We start from the raw sequence: 20,627 nt of genomic DNA, 5'->3' as shown, positions 1-20,627 counted from the left end.
GTGATTTGAAAATATTTTTTCAGGCCCGACTGAAACGGCTGCGCAGCAGCACAATTCCGGCAATTGCGGCCAGACCCGAGCCGATCAGTACGCCGACCTTCACCTCGTCGATCAGGTGTTGCGAGCCGGGGAACGCCAGGTTGCCGATGAACAGGCTCATGGTGAAACCGATGCCGCACAGAATCGCCACGCCGTACAGTTGCACCCAGTTGCTGCCCTCCGGCAATACCGCCAGCCTGGCGCGGATGGCCAGCACGGCGGCGAGAAACACGCCGATCTGCTTGCCCACGAACAGTCCCAGCGCAACGCCCAGCGGCACAGGATCGACCAGATTGCCCAGGGTAATGCCGGCCAGCGACACGCCCGCATTGGCAAAACCAAAGATCGGCACCACGGCGAAGGCCACCCAGTAGTGCATCTTTTCTTCGAGGAACAGCAGTGGCGAGCGGGCTTCTTCCTCGGGCTTGCCCATCGGGATGCACAGCGCCAGGGCGACACCGGCCAGCGTGGCGTGTACGCCCGATTGCAGGACGAAAAACCACAGCATCGCGCCGAGCAGCAGATACGGCAGCAGACGGCGCACGTTCAAACGATTCATGACGATCAGCACCGCCAGCGTCACGAAGGCGGCGGCCAGCATCGGCAGGTTCAGACCGGAGCTGTAGAAGAAGGCGATGATCGTCACGGCGCCCAGGTCGTCGAGGATCGCCAGCGCGGCCAGAAAGACTTTCAGCGAGGTCGGCACGCGATTGCCCAGCAGCGACAGCACGCCGAGGGCAAAGGCGATGTCGGTAGCTGCCGGGATCGCCCAGCCGCTCAGGGTCTGCGGATTGCCCCAATTGATCGCGATGTAGATCAGCGCAGGCACCAGCATACCGCCGGCGGCTGCAAAGCCGGGCAGGGCACGTTGCCCCCAGGTCGCCAGGCCACCGGCGAGGACTTCACGCTTGATCTCCAGGCCGACCATCAGGAAGAAGATCGCCATCAGCCCGTCGTTGATCCACAGCTCGACCGAGAGGCCCAGCCAGACGCTGTGCAGGATCGAGAAATAGCCGGCAGACAGAGGCGAGTTGGCAACGATCAATGCCGCCAGCGCAGCGGCCATCAACACGATGCCACCGGCTGATTCGGAGGCGAGGAAGCTGGCGAGGATGGCAATGCCTCTGGGCGTTTCCCGGTTCGGAACTTGAGTCATGGTCGTCCTTGAACGAAAAGCGGGTTTTATAAAGTGTGCAGACAGGCGCTTACTGGCCTGTGGCGGTGAGCTCGATCAGACAGCAACGGCTGGCGCGGGGCGATTGCAGTTCGACTTCCAGCAGTCCGCCAGCGTTGTCCACCTGAGCGCAATCGTGTTTGCCGAGGATTTCCCACGGCTGACTGTCGACGCTGATCGCCACTTGCTCGGCCATGCTGAACAGCACCAGGGTGCTGGCTGAACTGAACAGGCGTTGCGGGTGCCGCACGTCTATCCAGTGCAGGCGTGCAGTGTAGCGGTGTGGGGCATAGATCAGGTTGAAATCGCGAATCGGCCCGTCCAGCAAAGTGCAATTGACCTGGCTGTCACCGCTGAATGCAAACGGGTCCGATGGCAGCAGCGGACGACTGCTCAGCCCATCCACGTCCAGCGTCATGCCCGCGCCCTGAAGGACCGTGATGATGCGCTGATAACCGGCAAACACCGAAAAACCGCCCGAGGTTTCGATGTCGGCAATCGACAGCCGCCAGCCGAAGCCGTCCATGTCCTGGCCGGCGTCGCGAGCGATTTCTTCCGTGCTGCCACCGCCGTTCTTCCACGGCATGCGCGGATAGTCGGCGGCGCGCAAAATACGGGTCTGGCTCATTTGGTAAAGCGTCCTTCCAGGCGATGGCGGGAGCCGGGGTGAATCAGGCGCGCGGCGGTGACCGGCTGACGGCCTGACCAGGTACGGCGGCGAATCAGCAGGCAGGGTTCTCCGGCCTCAATCTGCAACAGCCTGCATTCATCGGCTTCGGCCAGAATCGCCTCGACCACATGCTCGCCTTCGGTGAGCGGCGCAACCTGCGAGAGGTAGGCGTAAGGCGTCTGCAGGGTAAAGTCCTGCCGGAGGTAGTCCGGAGCGACCTGGGCGTTCACGAAGCGGTCCTCGATCTGCACCGGGATGTCGTTCTCGTAATGCACGATCAACGAGTGGAAGACCCGCTGGCCTTCGCGCATGTCCAGCGCCAGGGCGCGCTCGGAGCCAGCGGCTTCCTCCTTGAGGACCATGACCTTGCAGGTATGGCGATGGCCGCGCGCGGCGATCTCGTCGGCAATGTTGTGCACTTCGAACAGCGCCGACTGGCTCTTGGGCTCGGCGACAAAGGTGCCGACGCCCTGCATGCGCACCAGCAGGCCTTCGGCGGTCAGCTCGCGCAGTGCCCGGTTTATGGTCATGCGGCTGAAGCCCAGTTGCGTCACCAGTTCGCTTTCCGACGGCACACGGTGGTGCGGCGGCCAGGTGCCATTCTGGATTTGCAAGGCGATCATCTGTTTCACGCGGGCGTACAAGGGTGCGGGACTTTCGCCCATCTGGGCTGCCAGGGAAGAAGCGGCGGGCGGAGTCGACACGTGGGAGTCCTTGTTGTTCGAGACGGTGTTTTCGAGAGCATTCAGACGCTGCAAAGCGCTCACGCTAACCATTAACCTGCTGCTCGGCAAGCATGCAGGCGGTTTACCGGTCGCTCAAACGTCTGTATATGTATATACAAATTACAGTGATGAGGTGTGAAGTCAATGTCAGCCTTCTTTGCCGAGCGCGCGTTACTCCCCGACGGCTGGGCCAGCAATGTGCGTCTGGAGGTCGGTCAGGACGGTATTTTGACCCGCGTCGAGACTAATGCCGATCAACAGGGCGCCGAGAAGGTTCACGGGCCTTTACTGCCTGGCATGCCGAACCTGCACTCCCACGCGTTCCAGCGTGCAATGGCCGGGCTGGCGGAAGTGGCGGGTAACCCTAACGACAGTTTCTGGACCTGGCGCGACCTCATGTATCGCCTGGTGGGGCGCATCAGCCCGCAGCAACTGGGCGTTATCGCTCGTCAGCTGTACATCGAGATGCTCAAGGGCGGCTACACCTCGGTTGCCGAATTTCATTACGTGCATCAGGACAGCGATGGCAAGCCCTATGCCGACCCTGCCGAGCTCGCGCTGCAGATCAGCCAGGCGGCCGGTTCGGTCGGTATCGGCCTGACCTTGCTGCCAGTGCTGTACAGCCATTCCGGCTTTGGCGGGCAGGCTCCCAACGAGGGCCAGCGGCGTTTTATCCACAGCACCGACAGCTATCTGGATCTGCAGGCTCGTTTGCGTCCGGTTCTGGCGGCTCAGTCTGCGCAGCAACTCGGTCTTTGCTTCCACTCATTACGCGCGGTGACACCGCAGCAGATCAGTGAAGTGCTGGCGGCCAGCGACCGCCAGTGTCCGGTGCATATTCATATCGCGGAACAGCAGAAGGAAGTCGATGACTGCCTGAGCTGGAGTGGTCGACGCCCGCTGCAATGGCTGTACGAAAACGCGCCTGTGGATAACCGCTGGTGCCTGGTGCATGCGACCCATGCCGAGGCGGATGAAGTGGCCCTGATGGCGCAAAGCGGCGCGGTGGCAGGGTTATGCCTGACCACTGAAGCCAACCTCGGCGACGGGATCTTTCCGGCGGTGGACTACATTGCTCAGGGCGGTCGCTGGGGGATCGGTTCGGACAGTCACGTCTCGCTCAGCGTGGTCGAAGAACTGCGCTGGCTGGAATACGGCCAGCGTCTGCGCGATCAGCGCCGTAACCGGCTATATAGGAGCGATCAGCCCATGGTTGGTCGCACGCTATACGACGCTGCACTCGCCGGTGGCGCGCAGGCATTGGGGCAGCAGATGGGGACGCTGCAAGTGGGGCAGCGCGCGGACTGGCTGGTGCTGGATGGCAACGACCCGTACATCGCCACGGCTTCGGACGACGCCATCCTCAACCGCTGGCTGTTCGCCGGTAGCGATCGGCAGATCCGCGACGTGGCGGTCAACGGGCGGTGGGTCATACGCGAAGGGCGACACGCCGCAGAAGAACAAAGCAGCCGCGAGTTCGCGCAGGTGTTGAGGGAGTTGCTGGGCTGATGCAAGGGAGGACGCAGAGCACTCTGCGTTATCCACGAGTCCGCTTCTGCTTCTGGCCGAAGGCCGTGGGAGTGAACTTGTTCGCGAAGGCTATATTCCTGACGCAGAAAATACATTGACTGCAACACCCTCTTCGCGGACAAGTCCGCTCCTGCAGGAAGCCGCGTATACCCGTAGGAGCGAACTTGTTCGCGAAGGGGCCGGAAAGCGTTCTGAAATTTATCGTTCGAACGACCGTCTTCGCGAACAAGTTCGCTCCTGCCGGGCTTAGCCAGAATCCCGATTTGGTTACTTCTCGCCCTTGCCGATCTTCGAGTCATCCTCGCGCCAGATCAGGCGTGAGGTGTCGTAGCCTTGCTGGCGGGCCTTGCTGAGCATGTCTTCCCTGACCGAGGCAGACACGGTCGGTGTCCGCGACAACAGCCACAGGTATTTGCGATCCGGGTTGCCGACCACGGCGGTGCGGTAGCCTTCGCTGACGTCCAGAATCCAGTAATCACCCTTGGCAACGCTCGGCAGCAGGCGCGAGAACCAGTTGTCGAACACGACCCACAGCTTGTCGGTCTTGCCCGCAACCTGCGGCGAGGCGGTGCCCGTGGCTTCTTCCCACTTACCTTCAATCGTGCGGCAGCGGTTGGTCACCGCGATATTGCCGTCATCCTTGAGCGTGTAACGGGCCTCGGACTGAGCGCACTTGCGCTGGAAGAACATCGGCAGGCGGGCGATCTCGTACCAGGTGCCCTGATACTGCTTGAGGTCGACGCTGTCGACAGTCTTGGGCTCGAGATTGTCAGCCGAGTGGGCAAAACCGATGGCCAAGAAGCTGGCCATGACACAAATTCCAAAACGTACCAGTACCTTGATCATGTGTTATTTCAGACCCTGGCCCGAGAACAGCACAACCTTGTCCGCTGCGTACTGCACGCTGATAAAGGTGTTCTGGTCGCCCCAGGTGCAGCTCGACATGCCCAGCGCACCGGAACATTCCGTCGGGCTGCCCAACAAGGACTCGACTTGAGCCTTGGGCATGCCAGCGGACAGTTTGGAATAGTTTTCCTGAGTGATCTTGCTGCAGGCAGCCAGCAGGACGCAGAACGAGATTAACGCGACAGAACGCAAGGACATGGATGTAGCTCCTGAACGGAAGGGGGTCGCGTCGCAGTGCAAGCCGGTGCAGTCTGGCGCTGGCGCAGTACCGCAAGCTTAGAAGAGAAAAAGGGAATCTGGTTCCCGGACGGCGCAAGGATTTATGCCGTGGATCAGATAGTTGGCCCGCAGAAGGGGCTGGGCGAAGGGCGGGCTGCTCGTTTTTCCGAGCATTGACTCACGCGCTGGTGATCGAGCATGGCCCGATCATCAGCGGTGCAGAAGACGTCTTACGCCTTGTGATACGCGGTGGCGCGCTCGACTTCTTCCTTGGAACCCAGGTACACCGCTACGCGCTGGTGCAGGCCTTCAGGCTGAATGTCGAGAATGCGCTGATGGCCGTCAGTGGACGCGCCGCCGGCCTGTTCGACCAGGAAGGACATCGGGTTGGCTTCGTACATCAGGCGCAGTTTGCCCGGCTTGGAAGGCTCGCGGCTGTCGCGCGGGTACATGAACAGGCCGCCACGGGTCAGGATACGGTGCACGTCGGCCACCATCGCCGCGACCCAGCGCATGTTGTAGTTCTTTTTCAACGGACCGTCTTCACCGGCCAGCAGCTCGCTCACGTAGCGCTGTACCGGGGCTTCCCAGTGGCGCTGGTTGGACATGTTGACCGCGAACTCCTGAGTGGACTCCGGGATGGTGATGTCTTCGTGAGTCAGCACGAAGCTGCCCATCTCGCGGTCCAGGGTGAAGCCTTTCACGCCATCGCCCAGGGTCAGGACCAGCATGGTTTGCGGGCCATAGATGGCGTAACCGGCGGCGACCTGTTCGGTGCCTGGCTGCAGGAAGGCCTTTTCATTCAGCGCTTCGTTCTGGCTCAGGTATTCGTTCGGGCAGCGCAGTACCGAGAAGATGGTGCCGACCGGTGCGTTGATGTCGATGTTCGACGAGCCGTCCAGCGGGTCGAAAACCAGCAGGTAGGCACCCTTCGGGTATTTGCCCGGGATCTGGTAGGCGTTGTCCATTTCTTCGGATGCCATACCGGCCAGGTGACCGCCCCACTCGTTGGCTTCGAGCAGAATCTCGTTGGAGATTACATCGAGTTTTTTCTGCACTTCGCCCTGCACGTTTTCGGTGCCCATGCTGCCCAGTACGCCGCCCAGCGCGCCTTTGGAGACGGCGTGACTGATTTCCTTACATGCGCGCGCCACAACTTCGATCAGGAAGCGCAGATCGGCAGGGGTGTTGTTGCTGCGAGTCTGCTCAATCAAGTAACGACTTAGTGTGACGCGGGACATGGATAGCTCCGAAAATAGGGGGTATGAAAACCCGCGCAGTTTAACGCGAGTGGCGACGTAATACTGCTATGAGACTGGCTTAAGACTGTTTCAGTTCAGATGTCAGGCGAACCGGGCCTGACAGGCCGCCTGTTTCAGCGTTTTGCAGCGCGCAGCGTGCTGAACGCCATCCAGCCAAGGAACACCACGCCAAGCAGCAGCACGGCCCAAAGCCCCAGGCGTTTGAAGTCAGTACTTTGTGGCACGGCGATCGGCGCAGCGGCCATGTTGGCCACAGCCGTTGTGGCTGGGCTTGCTGTGCCGAGAGTCGCGAGCTTTTCCGCACTCAGGTCAGGAATCAGCGTGGCCAGCGACAGGTTGGCAGCCTTGACGCTCGGGTTGCCGATTGCCAGGGTGAACGGCCCGTTACCGCGCGCCAGGAACACCACCTCCGTGGCAGGCACGGCGACACTCAACTGCGGCGCTTCACTGCCCAGTCCGCCGCCGCGATCATCCACCACCAGCTTGAGCTGCTGAACGATGCGTCCGGACAGTTGCAGCTGGTCCTGCAAAACGTCGCTGTTGTTCTGCGACAAGCGATACAGCAGGCCGCTGCTGATCGGCTGCCAGGGCTGTCCGCTATCGAGCCGGCCGTAGAGCGTCGCCGGTGCCAGGCTGTTGGGCTGGGTGATGTCGATCTTGACGCGGCCTATCGGCAAGCCGGTGGGCAGTTGCCAGACATACTCGTTGGGGCTTTCGACGCTGCCCTTGACCGGTGGCGACCAGGTCAGCGGCGTGGCCGGAGTGTCGCTGCTGGCACTCAGCAGGTGCGCAGAGATCAGCAGCGGCGCACTGTGCGGGGAACGCCACAGCAGGCGCAGATAGCGGGCGCTCTGGCCGGGCAGGCCGACTTCGCGCTGTTCGACCACTTCGTCGGCAAACGACAGCCGTGCAACCTGTCCCTCGCCCCAGTTGCGCCAGTGCTGCAGGTCGTCACTGGCTTCGATGCTGAAGTTCTGGAAGCCCTCCCGCTCGGTGCTCCAGTCGATGACCAGTTGTTCCAGCGGCGCCTTGATTGCGCTGGTGTCCAGCAACCAGCCGCGCAGCACTTCTTCGCCTGCTTCGATATCGCTTTGGGGCTGGACCTCGATCACGCTGCCGTTGCTGGAGCGTTCGATACGGATGACCGGTGCGGTGTCGCCTGCCTCCTGTGTGCTGTACAGGGCAAACCAGTTGACCTCGATCGGCGTCGGCTCCTGTTCGGGGGCGGGCTGGCGTGGCGTGATCGAGTAAGCCTGCGGCTGGCCCTCGGCATTGAACACGCGTACATCGCTCAGATCGGTCTGCCGGGCATTCAACTGGACGGCAAGCGGCAACTCGATGCGATACCACGGTCCTTCGCCGCTCAGGCTCAGCGGCGTCTGGCTGGCGAAGTCCGCCGGTTTGTCCTGGGCGAGGGCGGTTATCGCCGTGCACAAGGCCAGGCCAAGCACGGCGATCTTCATGGCAGGATGACTCAAGAACGGTTTCCTCATAGCGTGTCCGGCGCGGCAGTCGAGCCTGGGCCGGGTTCTTCGCCGACCTCTGTGACAGAGTGTTTCGGCGGTAAAGGTGCGAAATATCCCACCACCAATAGCAAAATGCCAACACCGATGAACGAGACGATGCGCTCCATGCCGACGCGATTGCTCAGCTCGACGAAGAACAGCTTGACCACCACGACCCCGATCAACGCTGCACCGCCCAGCCAAAGCTGGCGGTTGGAGCGCATGTGACCGCCGATCATCAAGGCCAGTGCCATCAGCGTCCAGACTATCGACAACCCGGCCTGGACGCGCATCGAGTCGAGCAGCGCCCCGGTGTTCCATGGCACATCAGCCCAATGATGCGCCGTGCGCATGACCATTGCCGTGACCAGCGCGAACAGCGAGGCGCCAGCCACCAGCAAGGCAGCGTCACCAAGGCGCATGACGTGTTTGCGCAGCCACAGGCAGACCCCGGCCAGTGACAACAGCAAACCGATTTCCAGCGGGTTGAGCAGCGGAATATACGGCAGTGGATCCGCCGCGCCGTCGCTGAAGGTATTCGCCAGCCAGAACCACGCCAGCATCAACACCGCCAGCGGTGCAGCGGCCCCGAGGTGATAGGCCTCGGGGCAGGCGTTTACCGGCCACGGCCATTGGCGCGTCGAGCTCATCGCCAGGAGGAACAGGCTCGGCACAATCGCCCAGCCCAGCCAGCGCCAGGCGTTGTAATGTTCGGACAGTTGCAGCAGGCCGAAGCGCAGTTCCAGTGCCAGCACGGCGATGATCAGCAGGCAGCCCACGGTGTGAGCGACGCGTCGGGCCAAGGTGGATTGCATGCCGGTCAAATGGCGCAGGGTCAGCAGATGCACGGCGAACACCGCCAGCCAGGCCAGCCAGCCCAGGTTGCCTGCCGGATTGTTTCGCAGGTCCACCGAGATCATCAGCAGCGCGGCGCTGATTGGGGTCAGTGCGCTGCACAGCGCGGCCAGATCCTCCCAGCGCAAGCGGATGGCGAGTGCGGCCCAGAGCGCCACGCTGAGCGCAAGGGCTAGCAAAAACGCTGCAGCCAGATAGGCCTCTGGCGCGTGCAGCATCACAGCGCTGGTCAGCGAGACCATCCACCAGAACGCGCCCCAGATGACCAGCAGTGTTCGAGCGGTGCGCTGATCGATGAGGGTCAGCGAATTGAGGCGGAACACGCACCAGGCACTGACCATGGCTGCGATGGCCAGGATCATCGGCGTCCAGTAATCATTGGCAAAGGCTTGCGGCGAGCTGTAGGTGTCGCCGCTGATCAGAATCGCGCTGGCGCCCAGTTGCAGCAGCAGGCCGAAAGCCTGTGCCAGCCTGCGCTGCTGACGCAAGCCCAGCCAGAAAATCGCCGCGCCTTCCACGGCCCACGCGCTGGTTGTCCACTGCGAACCCAGGCCCAGCGGGATCGCCAGCGTGGCAAACACCACGCCCAGCGCCAGGCAGGTTTCCATCAACAAAGCGGTTTGGCCTGGCGCACGTGCTGCCAGCCAGCGTGCCAGCGCCATGTAGATCAAGCCCAACGCAAGCGCGCTGAACGCAGCGCCGAACTCCAGATGCTCGACCAGCGCATATTGCAGGCCGAAGCCGACTATCGGCGTGCCCAGCAACAACGTGCCGTCGACGTAATCGCCCTGGCGCGCAGCCCAGCGCAGCATGGCGTCGCGAGTGTGGTCGGGCGGCGCGCTGTCCAGCTCCAACAGTTTGCGACGGGCAAACAGCAGGCCGATGGCCAGATACATCAGGAAGAACACCATCAGAAAGGGCTCGGTGCTCCAGAACAATGCCGGTGTGTAAGCCTGCAGGCCCCAGGCGAAGCCGATGCCGAACGTGCCGAAGAAGCCGATCAGGTTGAGAATGCGCCAGGCCTTGAACCAGGCGATGGCGATGATTCCCGCATTGAGCAGGGCAAAGTAACTGAACAGCGAGATGTGGCTGCCTTGCCCGGTCGAGGCCAGCAACGGTGCCGCAAAGCCGCCCAGCGCTCCGGCGCATGCCAAGGCTAGTGAATTCTGCGTCAGCGCCAGAATGGCTGAGAAGCTGGTGATTGCGACCAGCAGCGCGAAGCCCAGCGTCGGGTCCAGCAGGGTGTGCAGTTTCATCGCGGCGAAGACGGTCAGGTACAGCACCCCCACGCCTGCGCCTTGCAGCATCAAGGCGTAAGGACCGTTGCGCATCCGCAGCCACCAGCCCAGACCGAGCAGAGCCATGGCGCTCGCGGCCACTGCGGCGTAGCGCGCTTCAAGCGGCACGACCATGCCTTCGGTGGCATAGCGCAGCAAAAACGCCAGGCCGAGGAACAGCACCACGACACCCACGCGCAATACGGTATTACCGCCCAGCAGCCAGTCTTTTGCGGCGTTGATCGCGCTGTCCAGCGGATTGGCTTTTGCTGCTCTGGTTGGCTGGAGTATCTGTGGTGCGGGCTCGGCAGGCGTTGTTGCCTGGGTCGCCTCGTCCGGCAGGTCCCAGATCAGTTCGGGGCCGTCGGTGGGTGCTTCGACGATGACTGCATCGAGTGGAAGCGGTGCAGGGGCCTGCGCAGGCGGCACGCCGGGCGCGGACTGACGTTCGAGTGCGCTCAGGCGCTGCTGAAGGGCATCGAGGGATTCGCGGGTTGCGAGCAGTTGCTGCAGCTGGTCGGCGGATTGCCTGCCAAGCAGACGCACGCGAATGCCGGCCCAGAAAACCCAGCCCATGACTGCACCCATCAGCGTACCGGCCCACTCGTCATAACTGAGCGAGTAGCCCAATAGCGCACCGCCCACCACCAGACAAATCCAAAGCACGCGACGACATCCTTTTCGATGTGTGAAGGTTCATCAGGCGCAGTATATAGGGGCGGACGGACATCGCTTGTAATGTTTTGAGCCGGGGGCACCAGAGTCTCTGCAGGACTGAGACAGATCCTTGTGGCGCTTGTGGGAGTGAGCTTGCTCACGAAGGCGTCGTTTCGAGCGCCTTCTTTTCCGAGGCATTACTGGCCTCTTCGCGAGCAAGCGAAGCGTCGCCCGGCTCGCTCCCACTGGGGTTGTGAGTCTTTTCAGGCTCTGACGTCAGTCCAGCGCCTTCCAAATGTCTCCGGCGTACTCGCGGATGGTCCGGTCCGAGGAGAACCAGCCCATGCGTGCGGTGTTGAGGACCGCCGAGCGCCACCATTCCTTGGAGTCGTGCCAGCGCTCTTCGACCTTGGCCTGGGCCGCCCAGTACGAGTCGAAGTCAGCGCAGACCAGGAAGCGGTCATACGCCAGCAACTGCTCGATCAGCGCCACATAACGGTTCGGATCATCCGGCGAGAACACACCGCCACGGATCGCCTGCAGCACATCGTTCAAGCGTCCGGAGGCGGCCACATCGTCGTGCGCGCTGAATTCACCTGCACGCTTGCGGGCTTCGACCTGTTGCGAGGACATGCCGAAGATGAACATGTGCTCCAGCCCGACCTGCTCGCTCATCTCCACGTTGGCACCGTCCAGCGTACCGATGGTCAGTGCGCCGTTGAGGCCGAACTTCATATTGCTGGTGCCGGACGCCTCCAGGCCTGCGGTGGAAATCTGCTCGGACAGGTCGGCCGCCGGGATGATGCTCTCCGCCAGGCTGACGTTGTAGTTGGGCATGAACACCACTTTCAGCAGACCGCGTACGGTCGGATCGTTGTTCACGGTCCGCGCGATGTCGTTGGTCAGCTTGATGATCAGTTTGGCCGAGTGATAGCTGGCCGCCGCCTTGCCGGCGAAGATCTTCACCCGCGGCACCCAATCGGTACCCGGCTCGGCCCGAATGGCCTGATACAGGGCGACGGTGTGGAACAGGTTCAGCAGCTGGCGCTTGTACTCGTGGATCCGCTTGACCTGAACGTCGAACATCGCAGCAGGGTTGACGGCAATGCCCAGGCGTTCATGAATGATCGCCGCCAGCGCACGCTTGCTGTGCAGGCGTTGATCGGCCATCTGCTTGCGGAACGACGACTTCTCGGCGAACGGCTCGAGCTCCTTGAGGCGCGTCTCGGCGTTGTCCAGAACATCCTCGCCGAGCGACTCGACAAGCATCTCGGTCAGCTTCGGGTTGGCCTGGAACAGCCAGCGGCGGAAGGTAATGCCGTTGGTCTTGTTGTTGATCCGCTCCGGATAGATCTTGTGCAGCTCGGCGAACACGGTCTTGCGCATCAGTTGCGTGTGCAGCGCCGAAACGCCGTTGACGCTGTGCGAGCCGAGGAACGCCAGGTTGCCCATGCGTACCCGACGACCGTTGTCTTCTTCGATCAGCGATACGGCACGCAGCACATTGACGTCGTCGACGCCCTTGGCGCGCAGTGTGTCGATGTGCTGCGCGTTGATCAGGTAGATGATCTGCATGTGGCGCGGCAGCATCCGCTCCATCAGGCCGACCGACCAGGTTTCCAGTGCTTCAGGCAACAAGGTGTGGTTGGTGTAGCCGAGGGTGCCGACGGTGATTTTCCAGGCGGTGTCCCACGGGATGTTGTGGTTGTCGATCAACTGACGCATCAGCTCGGCCACGGCGATCGAGGGGTGCGTGTCGTTCATCTGAATCGCTGCGTGCTCGGACAGATCCGTCAGTGTGGCGTGCTGGTTCAGATGGCGGCGCAGCAAGTCCTGCAGCGACGCGGAAACGAAAAAGTATTCCTGACGCAGACGCAGTTCCTGACCGGCTTCGGTCGCATCGTTCGGGTAAAGCACGCGGGAAATGCTTTCGGCGCGCACCACTTCGGCCACCGCGCCGAAGTGATCGCCGGCGTTGAAGCGTTCCAGGTGCAGGTCTTCTACTGCACGGGCGCGCCACAAACGCAGGGTGTTGACGCTCTTGCCGCGCCAGCCCACCACCGGGGTGTCATAGGCGATGGCCCGAACGGTCTCGCCCGGACGCCATACCTGACGCGAATCGCCCGCTTCGGTCGGGACGGTGTCGACACTGCCGCCGAAGCCGATGGAGTACACCACCTCAGGGCGTTCGAATTCCCATGGATTACCGAAGTCCAGCCAGTTCTCGGTCTGCTCCTGCTGCCAGCCATCGACAATGCCCTGACGAAACAGGCCGTGCTCGTAACGAATGCCGTAACCATGACCCGCGATGCCCAGGGTCGACATGCTTTCCATGAAGCACGCCGCCAGACGACCGAGGCCGCCGTTACCCAGCGCCGCATCCGGTTCAAGCAGGCGGATACGCTCGATGTCCACACCCAGTTCGGTCAGCGCCTCGCGAGCGACTTCGAGCAGGCCCAGGTTACTCAGGCTGTCGTACAGCAGCCTGCCTATCAGGAATTCGAGAGACAGGTAGTAAACGCGTTTCTGAACCTTGCGATAGATCTGCCGCGTATGGTCCATCCAGTGTTCGACCATATGGTCGCGGGCGGCAAGGGCGACAGCTTCAAACCAGTCATGCTCAAACGCATGGTCGGGGTCCTTGCCCACCGAGTAGGTGAGTTTGGCGAGCACAGCGGCGCGAAAAGCAGCCACATCAGCGTCACGAACAAGTGGTTCCTGAGACATCGGTAAAACCTCAAGTAGTCTGACGAATGGAAAGCGGGATTCTTAGACTGTAGGCGTGTCGTCAATTATTTCCTGAAAAAAAGCGAAATAATTCATGGCATAGCTCTCGCTTCGACCCAGCGCGACGGCTCTGGTTCGCGCACCGGTGAAATTGGCAAAACGCTTGCATCGTTCGTTCCATCCTGATCAATGACGTGCAGCATGCTGATTCTTCGTTTCGGGTTTATGATGCCCCACGGCAGAATAATAGAAGCCTCTGAACTGGACTTATGGAGCACTTATGCAGACTTTGTACCCGCAGATCAAACCCTACGCCCGGCACGATCTGGCCGTGGAACAACCGCATGTGCTTTACGTCGATGAAAGTGGCTCGCCAGAGGGGTTGCCAGTGGTGTTCATCCACGGCGGCCCGGGTTCGGGATGCGACGCGCACAGTCGCTGCTATTTCGATCCCAACCTGTACCGCATCGTCACCTTCGACCAGCGCGGTTGCGGTCGTTCCACACCGCATGCGAGCCTTGAAAACAACACCACCTGGAAACTCGTAGAAGACCTTGAAGCGATTCGCGAGCACCTCGGCATCGACAAATGGGTGTTGTTCGGTGGCTCGTGGGGTTCGACCCTCGCTCTGGCCTATGCACAGACCCATCCCGACCGCGTGCACGCGATGATCCTGCGTGGCGTATTCCTTGCCCGGCAACAGGAAATCGACTGGTTCTATCAGGCGGGCGCCAGTCGTCTGTTCCCCGACTATTGGCAGGATTATGTCGCGCCGATCCCGCTGGACGAGCGTGACAATATTCTGGCCGCTTTCCACAAGCGACTCACCGGTCCGGATCAGATCGCCCAGATGCACGCCGCCAAGGCCTGGTCGACCTGGGAAGGGCGCTGCGCAACCTTGCGCCCCAATCCGCAAGTGGTCGATCGCTTCGCCGAGCCGCACCGTGCGCTGTCTATCGCGCGCATCGAATGCCACTACTTCATGAACAACGCCTTCCTCGAAGACAACCAGTTGATTCGCGACATGCCGAAGATCGCCCATCTGCCGGCAATCATTGTCCACGGTCGTTACGATGTCATCTGTCCGCTGGATAATGCATGGGAGCTGCACCAGAACTGGCCTGGCAGTGAGCTGCAGGTGATTCGCGAGGCCGGGCATTCGGCAGCCGAACCGGGTATCGCCGATGCGCTGGTGCGTGCCGCTGCAGAAGTTGCACGCAACCTGCTCGACCTGCCGCCCGAAGAAGCGTGACAGTCATCCGGTATTGGTTTTGAGTCTGGAAAGGCATCTATGAAAGGTTTGTTGCAGCGCGTGCAAAGTGCGCGCGTCGAGGTCGGTACCGAGGTCGTGGGTGCCATTGAACAGGGCATATTGGTGTTGGTGGGAATAGAGCCTCAAGACACCCGCGCCAGTGCCGATAAGTTGCTGCACAAGTTGCTCAATTATCGCGTATTCAGCGATGCCGAGGGCAAGATGAATCTGTCTTTGCGCGAGGTGGGTGGCGGCTTGTTGCTGGTTTCCCAGTTCACGCTGGCTGCGGACACCAAAAGCGGGTTGCGAGCGGGCTTCTCGAAAGCCGCTCCTCCGGCGCTGGGTGCCGAGTTGTTCGACTATCTGTTGAGCCAGGCCAGAATCGCGCATCCCACGGTAGCTGCGGGCCAGTTTGGTGCAGACATGCAGGTGCATCTGATAAATGATGGCCCCGTGACATTTTTGTTTGATACATAAGCTACGATTTCACTTTATCCCCCTGAATTCATCTGTCTTGCGGGAATAAATTTCTTTGTCATACCTGATGCGTTGTGGCGCGCGCTACTGGATAATCGCGCGCTACGGGGATCGACGCAGTTGGTCCATTTGGTATGACAAAAGCGGTTCTGACACCTGGTTGGGGAATCATTAAGCCCATTCGGAGTCGGAACAATGCTCGCCAACCCGGCATTGATAGCTGGCCGTTGGTTTTTTCATCTGTTTTTCGGCGAGGGTTGCTCGTGATTGTTAGTCCCTGTGATGCTCCAAAGACACCTGTCAAGCGGTTGCGTAGTGCACTTCTGGCAAGCTCGGCCCTTGTATGCCTGTTCAGTGCAGGTCAACTGTGGGCGTTCAACCTTGATGATGTAGCGGCTAAGGCCAAAGAAATGGCCGGGCAGAAGTTCGAGGCTCCGAGGAGCAATCTGCCGAACGAGCTGCGCGACATGAAGTTCGCCGATTATCAGAAGATCCGCTTCCGTGATGACAAGGCCGAATGGGCGGGTGAAAAGACTCCGTTCAAAGTGTCTTTCTACCACCAGGGCATGCACTTCGATACGCCGGTCAAGATCAACGAAGTGACCGCGACCAGCGTCGACGAGATCAAATACGACCCGAATCGTTTTGACTTCGGCGATCTGAAGATCGACCCGAAATCCACCGAGAAACTGGGTTATGCCGGTTTCCGTGTCCTGTATCCGATCAACAAGGATGACAAGCAGGACGAAATCATGACCATGCTGGGCGCGAGCTACTTCCGCGTGATCGGCAAGGGTCAGGTTTATGGCCTTTCCGCGCGCGGCATGGCGATCGACACTGCCTCGCCGTCCGGTGAAGAATTTCCGCGCTTCAAGGAATTCTGGATCGAGAAGCCAGGCCCGGATGACAACCATCTGGTGATCTTCGCACTGCTCGACTCGCCGCGTGCCACCGGTGCCTATCAGTTGACCCTGCGCCCGGGTACCAACACTCTGGTTGACGTGAAGTCGCGCATGTTCCTGCGTGACAAGGTCAACAAGCTGGGCGTTGCTCCTCTGACCAGTATGTTCCTGTTCGGCGCCAACCAGCCTTCGCGTGTGCCTAACTACCGTCGTGAACTGCACGATTCCAGCGGTCTGTCGATTCAGGCGGCCAACGGTGAGTGGCTGTGGCGTCCGCTGAACAACCCTAAACATCTGTCCATCAGCAGCTTCTCGGTCGAGAACCCGCGTGGTTTCGGTCTGCTGCAACGTGGCCGCGACTTCAGCCAGTACGAAGACCTGGATGACCGTTACGACAAGCGTCCAAGTGCCTGGATCGAGCCGAAGGGCGATTGGGGTAAAGGGACTGTCGAGCTGGTCGAAATCCCGACTGCCGACGAGACCAACGACAACATCGTGGCCTACTGGAAGCCTGAAACGCTGGCAGAACCTGGCCAGGAGATGGCGTTCGACTACCGTCTGCACTGGACCATGCAGGAAAACTCGATTCACTCGCCGGATCTGGGCTGGGTCAAGCAGACTCAACGCTCCATCGGTGACGTGCGTCAGTCCAACCTGATTCGTCAGCCGGACGGCAGCCTTGCCTTCCTGGTCGACTTCGTGGGCCCGGTGCTGGCCGCACTGCCGGAAGACAAGACCATTCGCAGCCAGGTGACCACTGACGACAACGTCGAACTGGTGGAAAACAACCTGCGCTACAACCCGGTCACCAAAGGCTACCGCCTGACCCTGCGGGTGAAGGTCAAGGACTCCAGCAAGCCGACCGAAATGCGCGCCTACCTGTTGCGTGAAATCCCTGCCGAACCGGGCAAGGAACCTGCGCTGCTCGTGGCTGACAAAGCCGAAGAGAAGAAGGCCGCCGCCAAGGAAGCTGCCAAGCCGGCAGTCGCCAAGGAGTCCGCCAACGACCAGGTAGAAATCGCCAAGGCCGACGCGCCGAAGCCGGAAGCTGCCAAGCCTGAGACCGCCAAGTCTGAAGCTGGCAAGGCTGACGCAGCAAAAGCTGACGCAGCCAAAGGCAAAGGCGAAGTCGCCAAGGCCGATGCAGGCAAAGCCGACGCATCCAAGGCTGACGTAGCCAAGGACAAGGACGGTAAGGAAATTCAGCAGCCTGAAACCGAGGCAGCACCCACCCATCCGGAACCGGCCAAGACGTTGCAAGTCATGACCGAGACCTGGAGCTATCAGTTGCCGAGCGATGAGTAATTCTCTACCGGTGCCAATGTCTCTGAACGAGTACCTGGCGCATTTACCGATGAGCGACGAGCAGCGGGCAGAACTTGCCGGCTGCACGACCTTCGCCGAATTGCATGAGCGACTTTCCGCGCAGCCGGTCAATGACCTTGCCGAGGCCGCTCAGGCTTCGGTGGGTCGCCGTCTGACGCTGACCACTGCAGATCAGCTGGAGGACGCCGAGATGCTCGGCGTCGACGCCAGTGGTCGCCTGTGCCTGAAGGCTACACCGCCGATTCGCCGGACCAAGGTCGTGCCAGAGCCATGGCGCACCAACATCCTGGTGCGCGGCTGGCGTCGTCTGACCGGCAAGGGCAATCCGCCCAAGCCCGAGCATGATGACCTGCCGCGGGATCTGCCGAAGGCGCGCTGGCGCACCGTCGGTTCAATCCGTCGCTACATCCTGCTGATCCTCATGCTGGGTCAGACGATCGTGGCTGGCTGGTACATGAAGGGCATCCTGCCGTATCAGGGCTGGTCGCTGGTTTCGCTCGACGAAATCACCCGTCAGACCTTTGTGCAGACTGCCATGCAGGTCATGCCTTATGCCTTGCAGACCAGTATTCTGTTGCTGTTCGGGATTCTGTTCTGCTGGGTGTCGGCCGGTTTCTGGACCGCGCTGATGGGCTTCCTGGAACTGCTCACCGGTCGCGACAAATACCGCATCTCGGGTGCCAGTGCCGGCAACGAGCCGATCGAAAAGGGCGCACGTACTGCGCTGGTCATGCCGATCTGCAACGAAGACGTGCCCCGGGTTTTCGCCGGTCTGCGCGCTACGTTCGAATCGGTAGCTGCCACGGGTGACCTGGATCGTTTCGATTTCTTCGTGCTCAGTGACACCAACGAAACCGACATCGCCGTTGCCGAGCAACAGGCGTGGCTGGACGTGTGCCGCGAGACCAAAGGCTTCGGCAAGATCTTCTATCGTCGCCGTCGCCGCCGCGTAAAACGCAAAAGCGGCAACCTCGACGACTTCTGCCGTCGCTGGGGCGGTGACTACCGCTACATGGTCGTGCTGGACGCCGACAGCGTCATGAGCGGTGAGTGTCTGACCAGTCTGGTTCGCCTGATGGAAGCCACGCCGGACGCCGGTATCATCCAGACCGCGCCACGTGCGTCGGGCATGGACACGCTTTATGCACGCATGCAGCAGTTCGCTACCCGGGTCTATGGTCCGCTGTTCACCGCCGGTCTGCACTTCTGGCAGTTGGGTGAATCCCACTATTGGGGTCACAACGCGATCATCCGCATGAAACCCTTCATCGAGCACTGCGCCCTGGCGCCGTTGCCCGGCAAAGGCGCGTTCGCCGGTGCGATCCTCTCCCACGACTTCGTCGAAGCTGCGCTGATGCGCCGTGCCGGCTGGGGCGTGTGGATTGCCTACGACCTGCCAGGTAGTTACGAAGAGTTGCCGCCTAACCTGCTGGACGAACTCAAGCGTGACCGTCGCTGGTGCCACGGCAACCTGATGAACTTCAGGCTGTTCCTGGTCAAGGGCATGCACCCGGTTCACCGTGCGGTGTTCCTGACCGGCGTGATGTCTTACCTGTCGGCGCCGTTGTGGTTCTTCTTCCTCGTGCTGTCCACGGCCTTGCTGGCAGTGAACACGCTGATGGAGCCGACCTACTTCCTTGAACCGCGTCAGCTGTATCCGCTGTGGCCACAATGGCACCCGGAAAAAGCCGTTGCGTTGTTCTCGACCACCATTGTCCTGCTGTTCCTGCCTAAACTGCTCAGCGTCATTCTGATCTGGGCCAAGGGCGCGAAAGGCTTCGGTGGCAAGTTCAAGGTCACCGTTTCGATGCTGCTGGAAATGCTCTTCTCGGTGCTGCTGGCTCCGGTGCGCATGCTGTTCCACACCCGTTTCGTACTGGCCGCTTTCCTGGGCTGGGCTGCGACCTGGAACTCGCCGCAACGCGACGATGACTCCACGCCGTGGATCGAGGCTGTGAAGCGCCACGGTCCGCAAACCCTGTTGGGCGCGTGCTGGGCCTTGCTGGTGTTCTGGTTGAACCCGAGCTTCCTGTGGTGGCTTGCACCGATCGTGGTCTCGTTGATGCTGTCGATTCCGGTGTCGGTGATTTCCAGCCGTACCAATCTGGGCGTCAAGGCGCGCGACGAGAAGTTCTTCCTGATTCCTGAAGAGTTCGAGCCGCCGCAAGAGCTGATCTCGACGGATCAGTACACCTACGAGAACCGGTGGCATGCGCTGAAGCAGGGCTTCATCCGCGCTGTGGTCGACCCGCGCCAGAACGCCCTGGCCTGCGCCCTGGCGACGTCGCGTCACCGTCAGGCTCAGCCGATTGAAGTGGTGCGTATGGAGCGTGTCGATCAGGCACTCAAGGTTGGTCCGGCAAAACTCGGCAATCAGGAACGCCTGATGCTGCTGAGCGACCCGGTCGCCCTTGGCCGCTTGCACGAGCGCGTCTGGAGCGAAGGTCACGAAGAGTGGCTGGCCGCGTGGAGAGCTTCCATCGAAGCCGATCCGCATGCGCCTTTGCTGCCTTTGCAACCTGTAGGTAAAGCATCGGAGCCGGTCCCGGTCTAAAACCGCCCGGCTACGAAAAGAGCCCCTGACGCTTAGTGCGTCGGGGGCTTTTTTATTGCGTCTAGTGGTAAAGACCCGCGCAAGCGAGGGGTAGGAGCGAACTTGTTCGCGAAGACGGTCGCATCAGGCGATGCATGTTCGGAAAGCTTGGCGGCCCCTTCGCGGACAAGTCCGCTCCTACGCCCGTTGGGCAGAATCAAAAACGGCCTTCTGCCCGAGGAGTAGGAGCGAACTTGTTCGCGAAGACGGTCGTTCTGGCGATGCATGTTCGGAAGGCTTGGCGACCCCTTCGCGGACAAGTCCGCTCCTACGCCCGTTGGGCAGAATCAAAAACGGCCTTCTGCCCGAGGGGTAGGAGCGAACTTGTTCGCGAAGACGGTCGTTCAGGCGATGCATGTTCGGAAGGCTTGGCGACCCCTTCGCGGACAAGTCCGCTCCTACGCCCGTTGGGCAGAATCAAAAACGGCCTCCTGCCCGAGGGGTAGGAGCGAACTTGTTCGCGAAGATGGTCGCTCAGGCGATGCATGTTCGGAAAGCTTGGCGGCCCCTTCGCTGACAAGTCCGCTCCTA

14 protein-coding genes are annotated in these 20,627 nt (G+C 61.2%); 5 read left to right on the top strand and 9 right to left on the bottom strand.

All coding sequences use genetic code 11. The annotated features are described in order from the left end of the window. Window positions 1-19: 19 nt before the first annotated feature. From nhaA to hutC, 3 genes are read right to left on the bottom strand one after another with little or no spacing between them, the layout of a single operon-like run. Window positions 20-1,195: a Na+/H+ antiporter NhaA gene (gene nhaA, locus LIX91_RS24805; protein WP_226489353.1), complete on the bottom strand. Its 1,176-nt coding sequence runs from the start codon at window positions 1,193-1,195 to the stop codon at window positions 20-22. A gap of 49 nt (window positions 1,196-1,244) precedes the next feature. Next, complete coding sequence (locus tag LIX91_RS24800; protein WP_226489352.1) at window positions 1,245-1,841, bottom strand: HutD family protein; 597 nt, start codon at window positions 1,839-1,841, stop codon at window positions 1,245-1,247. Further along, the gene (gene hutC / locus LIX91_RS24795) at window positions 1,838-2,548 is read right to left on the bottom strand and encodes a histidine utilization repressor (protein ID WP_161420743.1); all 711 of its coding nucleotides are present in this window, start codon (window positions 2,546-2,548) and stop codon (window positions 1,838-1,840) included. The genes LIX91_RS24800 and hutC overlap by 4 nt, the downstream gene beginning before the upstream one ends. 204 nt (window positions 2,549-2,752) lie before the next feature. Between hutC and LIX91_RS24790 the strand changes: the two genes are divergently transcribed. After that, entirely contained in the window at window positions 2,753-4,117 is a 1,365-nt protein-coding gene (locus LIX91_RS24790) for a formimidoylglutamate deiminase (protein WP_226489351.1), read from the top strand. A gap of 288 nt (window positions 4,118-4,405) precedes the next feature. Here the strand turns inward: LIX91_RS24790 and LIX91_RS24785 are convergent, their stop codons facing one another. The 6 genes from LIX91_RS24785 to LIX91_RS24760 form a co-directional block, all read right to left on the bottom strand. Then, entirely contained in the window at window positions 4,406-4,984 is a 579-nt protein-coding gene (locus LIX91_RS24785) for a lipocalin family protein (protein WP_004409176.1), read from the bottom strand. Between the two features lie 3 nt (window positions 4,985-4,987). Further along, window positions 4,988-5,242 (bottom strand): outer membrane protein assembly factor BamE, encoded by a 255-nt coding sequence (bamE, locus tag LIX91_RS24780; protein ID WP_003304592.1) that lies wholly within the window; start codon window positions 5,240-5,242, stop codon window positions 4,988-4,990. A gap of 251 nt (window positions 5,243-5,493) precedes the next feature. Beyond that, window positions 5,494-6,504: a class 1 fructose-bisphosphatase gene (locus LIX91_RS24775; RefSeq protein WP_003341445.1), complete on the bottom strand. Its 1,011-nt coding sequence runs from the start codon at window positions 6,502-6,504 to the stop codon at window positions 5,494-5,496. Window positions 6,505-6,638: 134 nt separating this feature from the next. Further along, window positions 6,639-7,988 (bottom strand): DUF3999 domain-containing protein, encoded by a 1,350-nt coding sequence (locus LIX91_RS24770; RefSeq protein ID WP_181017189.1) that lies wholly within the window; start codon window positions 7,986-7,988, stop codon window positions 6,639-6,641. 26 nt (window positions 7,989-8,014) lie between these two features. Next, complete coding sequence (locus tag LIX91_RS24765) at window positions 8,015-10,828, bottom strand: DUF2339 domain-containing protein (protein ID WP_226489350.1); 2,814 nt, start codon at window positions 10,826-10,828, stop codon at window positions 8,015-8,017. A 267-nt stretch (window positions 10,829-11,095) separates the two neighbouring features. Continuing rightward, entirely contained in the window at window positions 11,096-13,546 is a 2,451-nt protein-coding gene (locus tag LIX91_RS24760; protein ID WP_226489349.1) for a glycogen/starch/alpha-glucan phosphorylase, read from the bottom strand. A 280-nt stretch (window positions 13,547-13,826) separates the two neighbouring features. On the opposite strand from LIX91_RS24760, the gene pip reads away from it, so the two are divergent. From pip to mdoH, 4 genes are all read left to right on the top strand, one after another. Further along, complete coding sequence (gene pip, locus LIX91_RS24755; protein ID WP_003414210.1) at window positions 13,827-14,798, top strand: prolyl aminopeptidase; 972 nt, start codon at window positions 13,827-13,829, stop codon at window positions 14,796-14,798. A 39-nt stretch (window positions 14,799-14,837) separates the two neighbouring features. Next, the gene (gene dtd, locus LIX91_RS24750; RefSeq protein ID WP_103697137.1) at window positions 14,838-15,275 is read left to right on the top strand and encodes a D-aminoacyl-tRNA deacylase; all 438 of its coding nucleotides are present in this window, start codon (window positions 14,838-14,840) and stop codon (window positions 15,273-15,275) included. A gap of 263 nt (window positions 15,276-15,538) precedes the next feature. Further along, window positions 15,539-17,482, top strand: coding sequence for a glucan biosynthesis protein G (locus LIX91_RS24745; RefSeq protein ID WP_024649753.1), 1,944 nt, complete (start codon window positions 15,539-15,541; stop codon window positions 17,480-17,482). Then, the gene (gene mdoH, locus LIX91_RS24740; protein ID WP_226489348.1) at window positions 17,475-20,057 is read left to right on the top strand and encodes a glucans biosynthesis glucosyltransferase MdoH; all 2,583 of its coding nucleotides are present in this window, start codon (window positions 17,475-17,477) and stop codon (window positions 20,055-20,057) included. The genes LIX91_RS24745 and mdoH overlap by 8 nt, the downstream gene beginning before the upstream one ends. The last annotated feature ends 570 nt before the right edge of the window (window positions 20,058-20,627 follow it).

Origin of the sequence: Pseudomonas sp. B20 (genome assembly GCF_020515755.1) — a bacterium.
Taxonomy (GTDB): Bacteria; Pseudomonadota; Gammaproteobacteria; order Pseudomonadales; family Pseudomonadaceae; genus Aquipseudomonas; species Aquipseudomonas syringae.
Note: the sequence above shows the minus strand (reverse complement) of the source record. Positions and strands in the feature narration are given on the sequence as shown.

Bases quoted from the DNA above. Each gene is read 5' to 3' on its own strand.
- nhaA (WP_226489353.1), bottom strand. From the start codon at position 1,195: ATGACTCAAGTTCCGAACCGGGAAACGCCCAGAGGCATTGCCATCCTC.
- LIX91_RS24800 (WP_226489352.1), bottom strand. From the start codon at position 1,841: ATGAGCCAGACCCGTATTTTGCGCGCCGCCGACTATCCGCGCATGCCG.
- hutC (WP_161420743.1), bottom strand. From the start codon at position 2,548: ATGGGCGAAAGTCCCGCACCCTTGTACGCCCGCGTGAAACAGATGATC.
- LIX91_RS24790 (WP_226489351.1), top strand. From the start codon at position 2,753: ATGTCAGCCTTCTTTGCCGAGCGCGCGTTACTCCCCGACGGCTGGGCC.
- LIX91_RS24785 (WP_004409176.1), bottom strand. From the start codon at position 4,984: ATGATCAAGGTACTGGTACGTTTTGGAATTTGTGTCATGGCCAGCTTC.
- bamE (WP_003304592.1), bottom strand. From the start codon at position 5,242: ATGTCCTTGCGTTCTGTCGCGTTAATCTCGTTCTGCGTCCTGCTGGCT.
- LIX91_RS24775 (WP_003341445.1), bottom strand. From the start codon at position 6,504: ATGTCCCGCGTCACACTAAGTCGTTACTTGATTGAGCAGACTCGCAGC.
- LIX91_RS24770 (WP_181017189.1), bottom strand. From the start codon at position 7,988: ATGAAGATCGCCGTGCTTGGCCTGGCCTTGTGCACGGCGATAACCGCC.
- LIX91_RS24760 (WP_226489349.1), bottom strand. From the start codon at position 13,546: ATGTCTCAGGAACCACTTGTTCGTGACGCTGATGTGGCTGCTTTTCGC.
- pip (WP_003414210.1), top strand. From the start codon at position 13,827: ATGCAGACTTTGTACCCGCAGATCAAACCCTACGCCCGGCACGATCTG.
- dtd (WP_103697137.1), top strand. From the start codon at position 14,838: ATGAAAGGTTTGTTGCAGCGCGTGCAAAGTGCGCGCGTCGAGGTCGGT.
- mdoH (WP_226489348.1), top strand. From the start codon at position 17,475: ATGAGTAATTCTCTACCGGTGCCAATGTCTCTGAACGAGTACCTGGCG.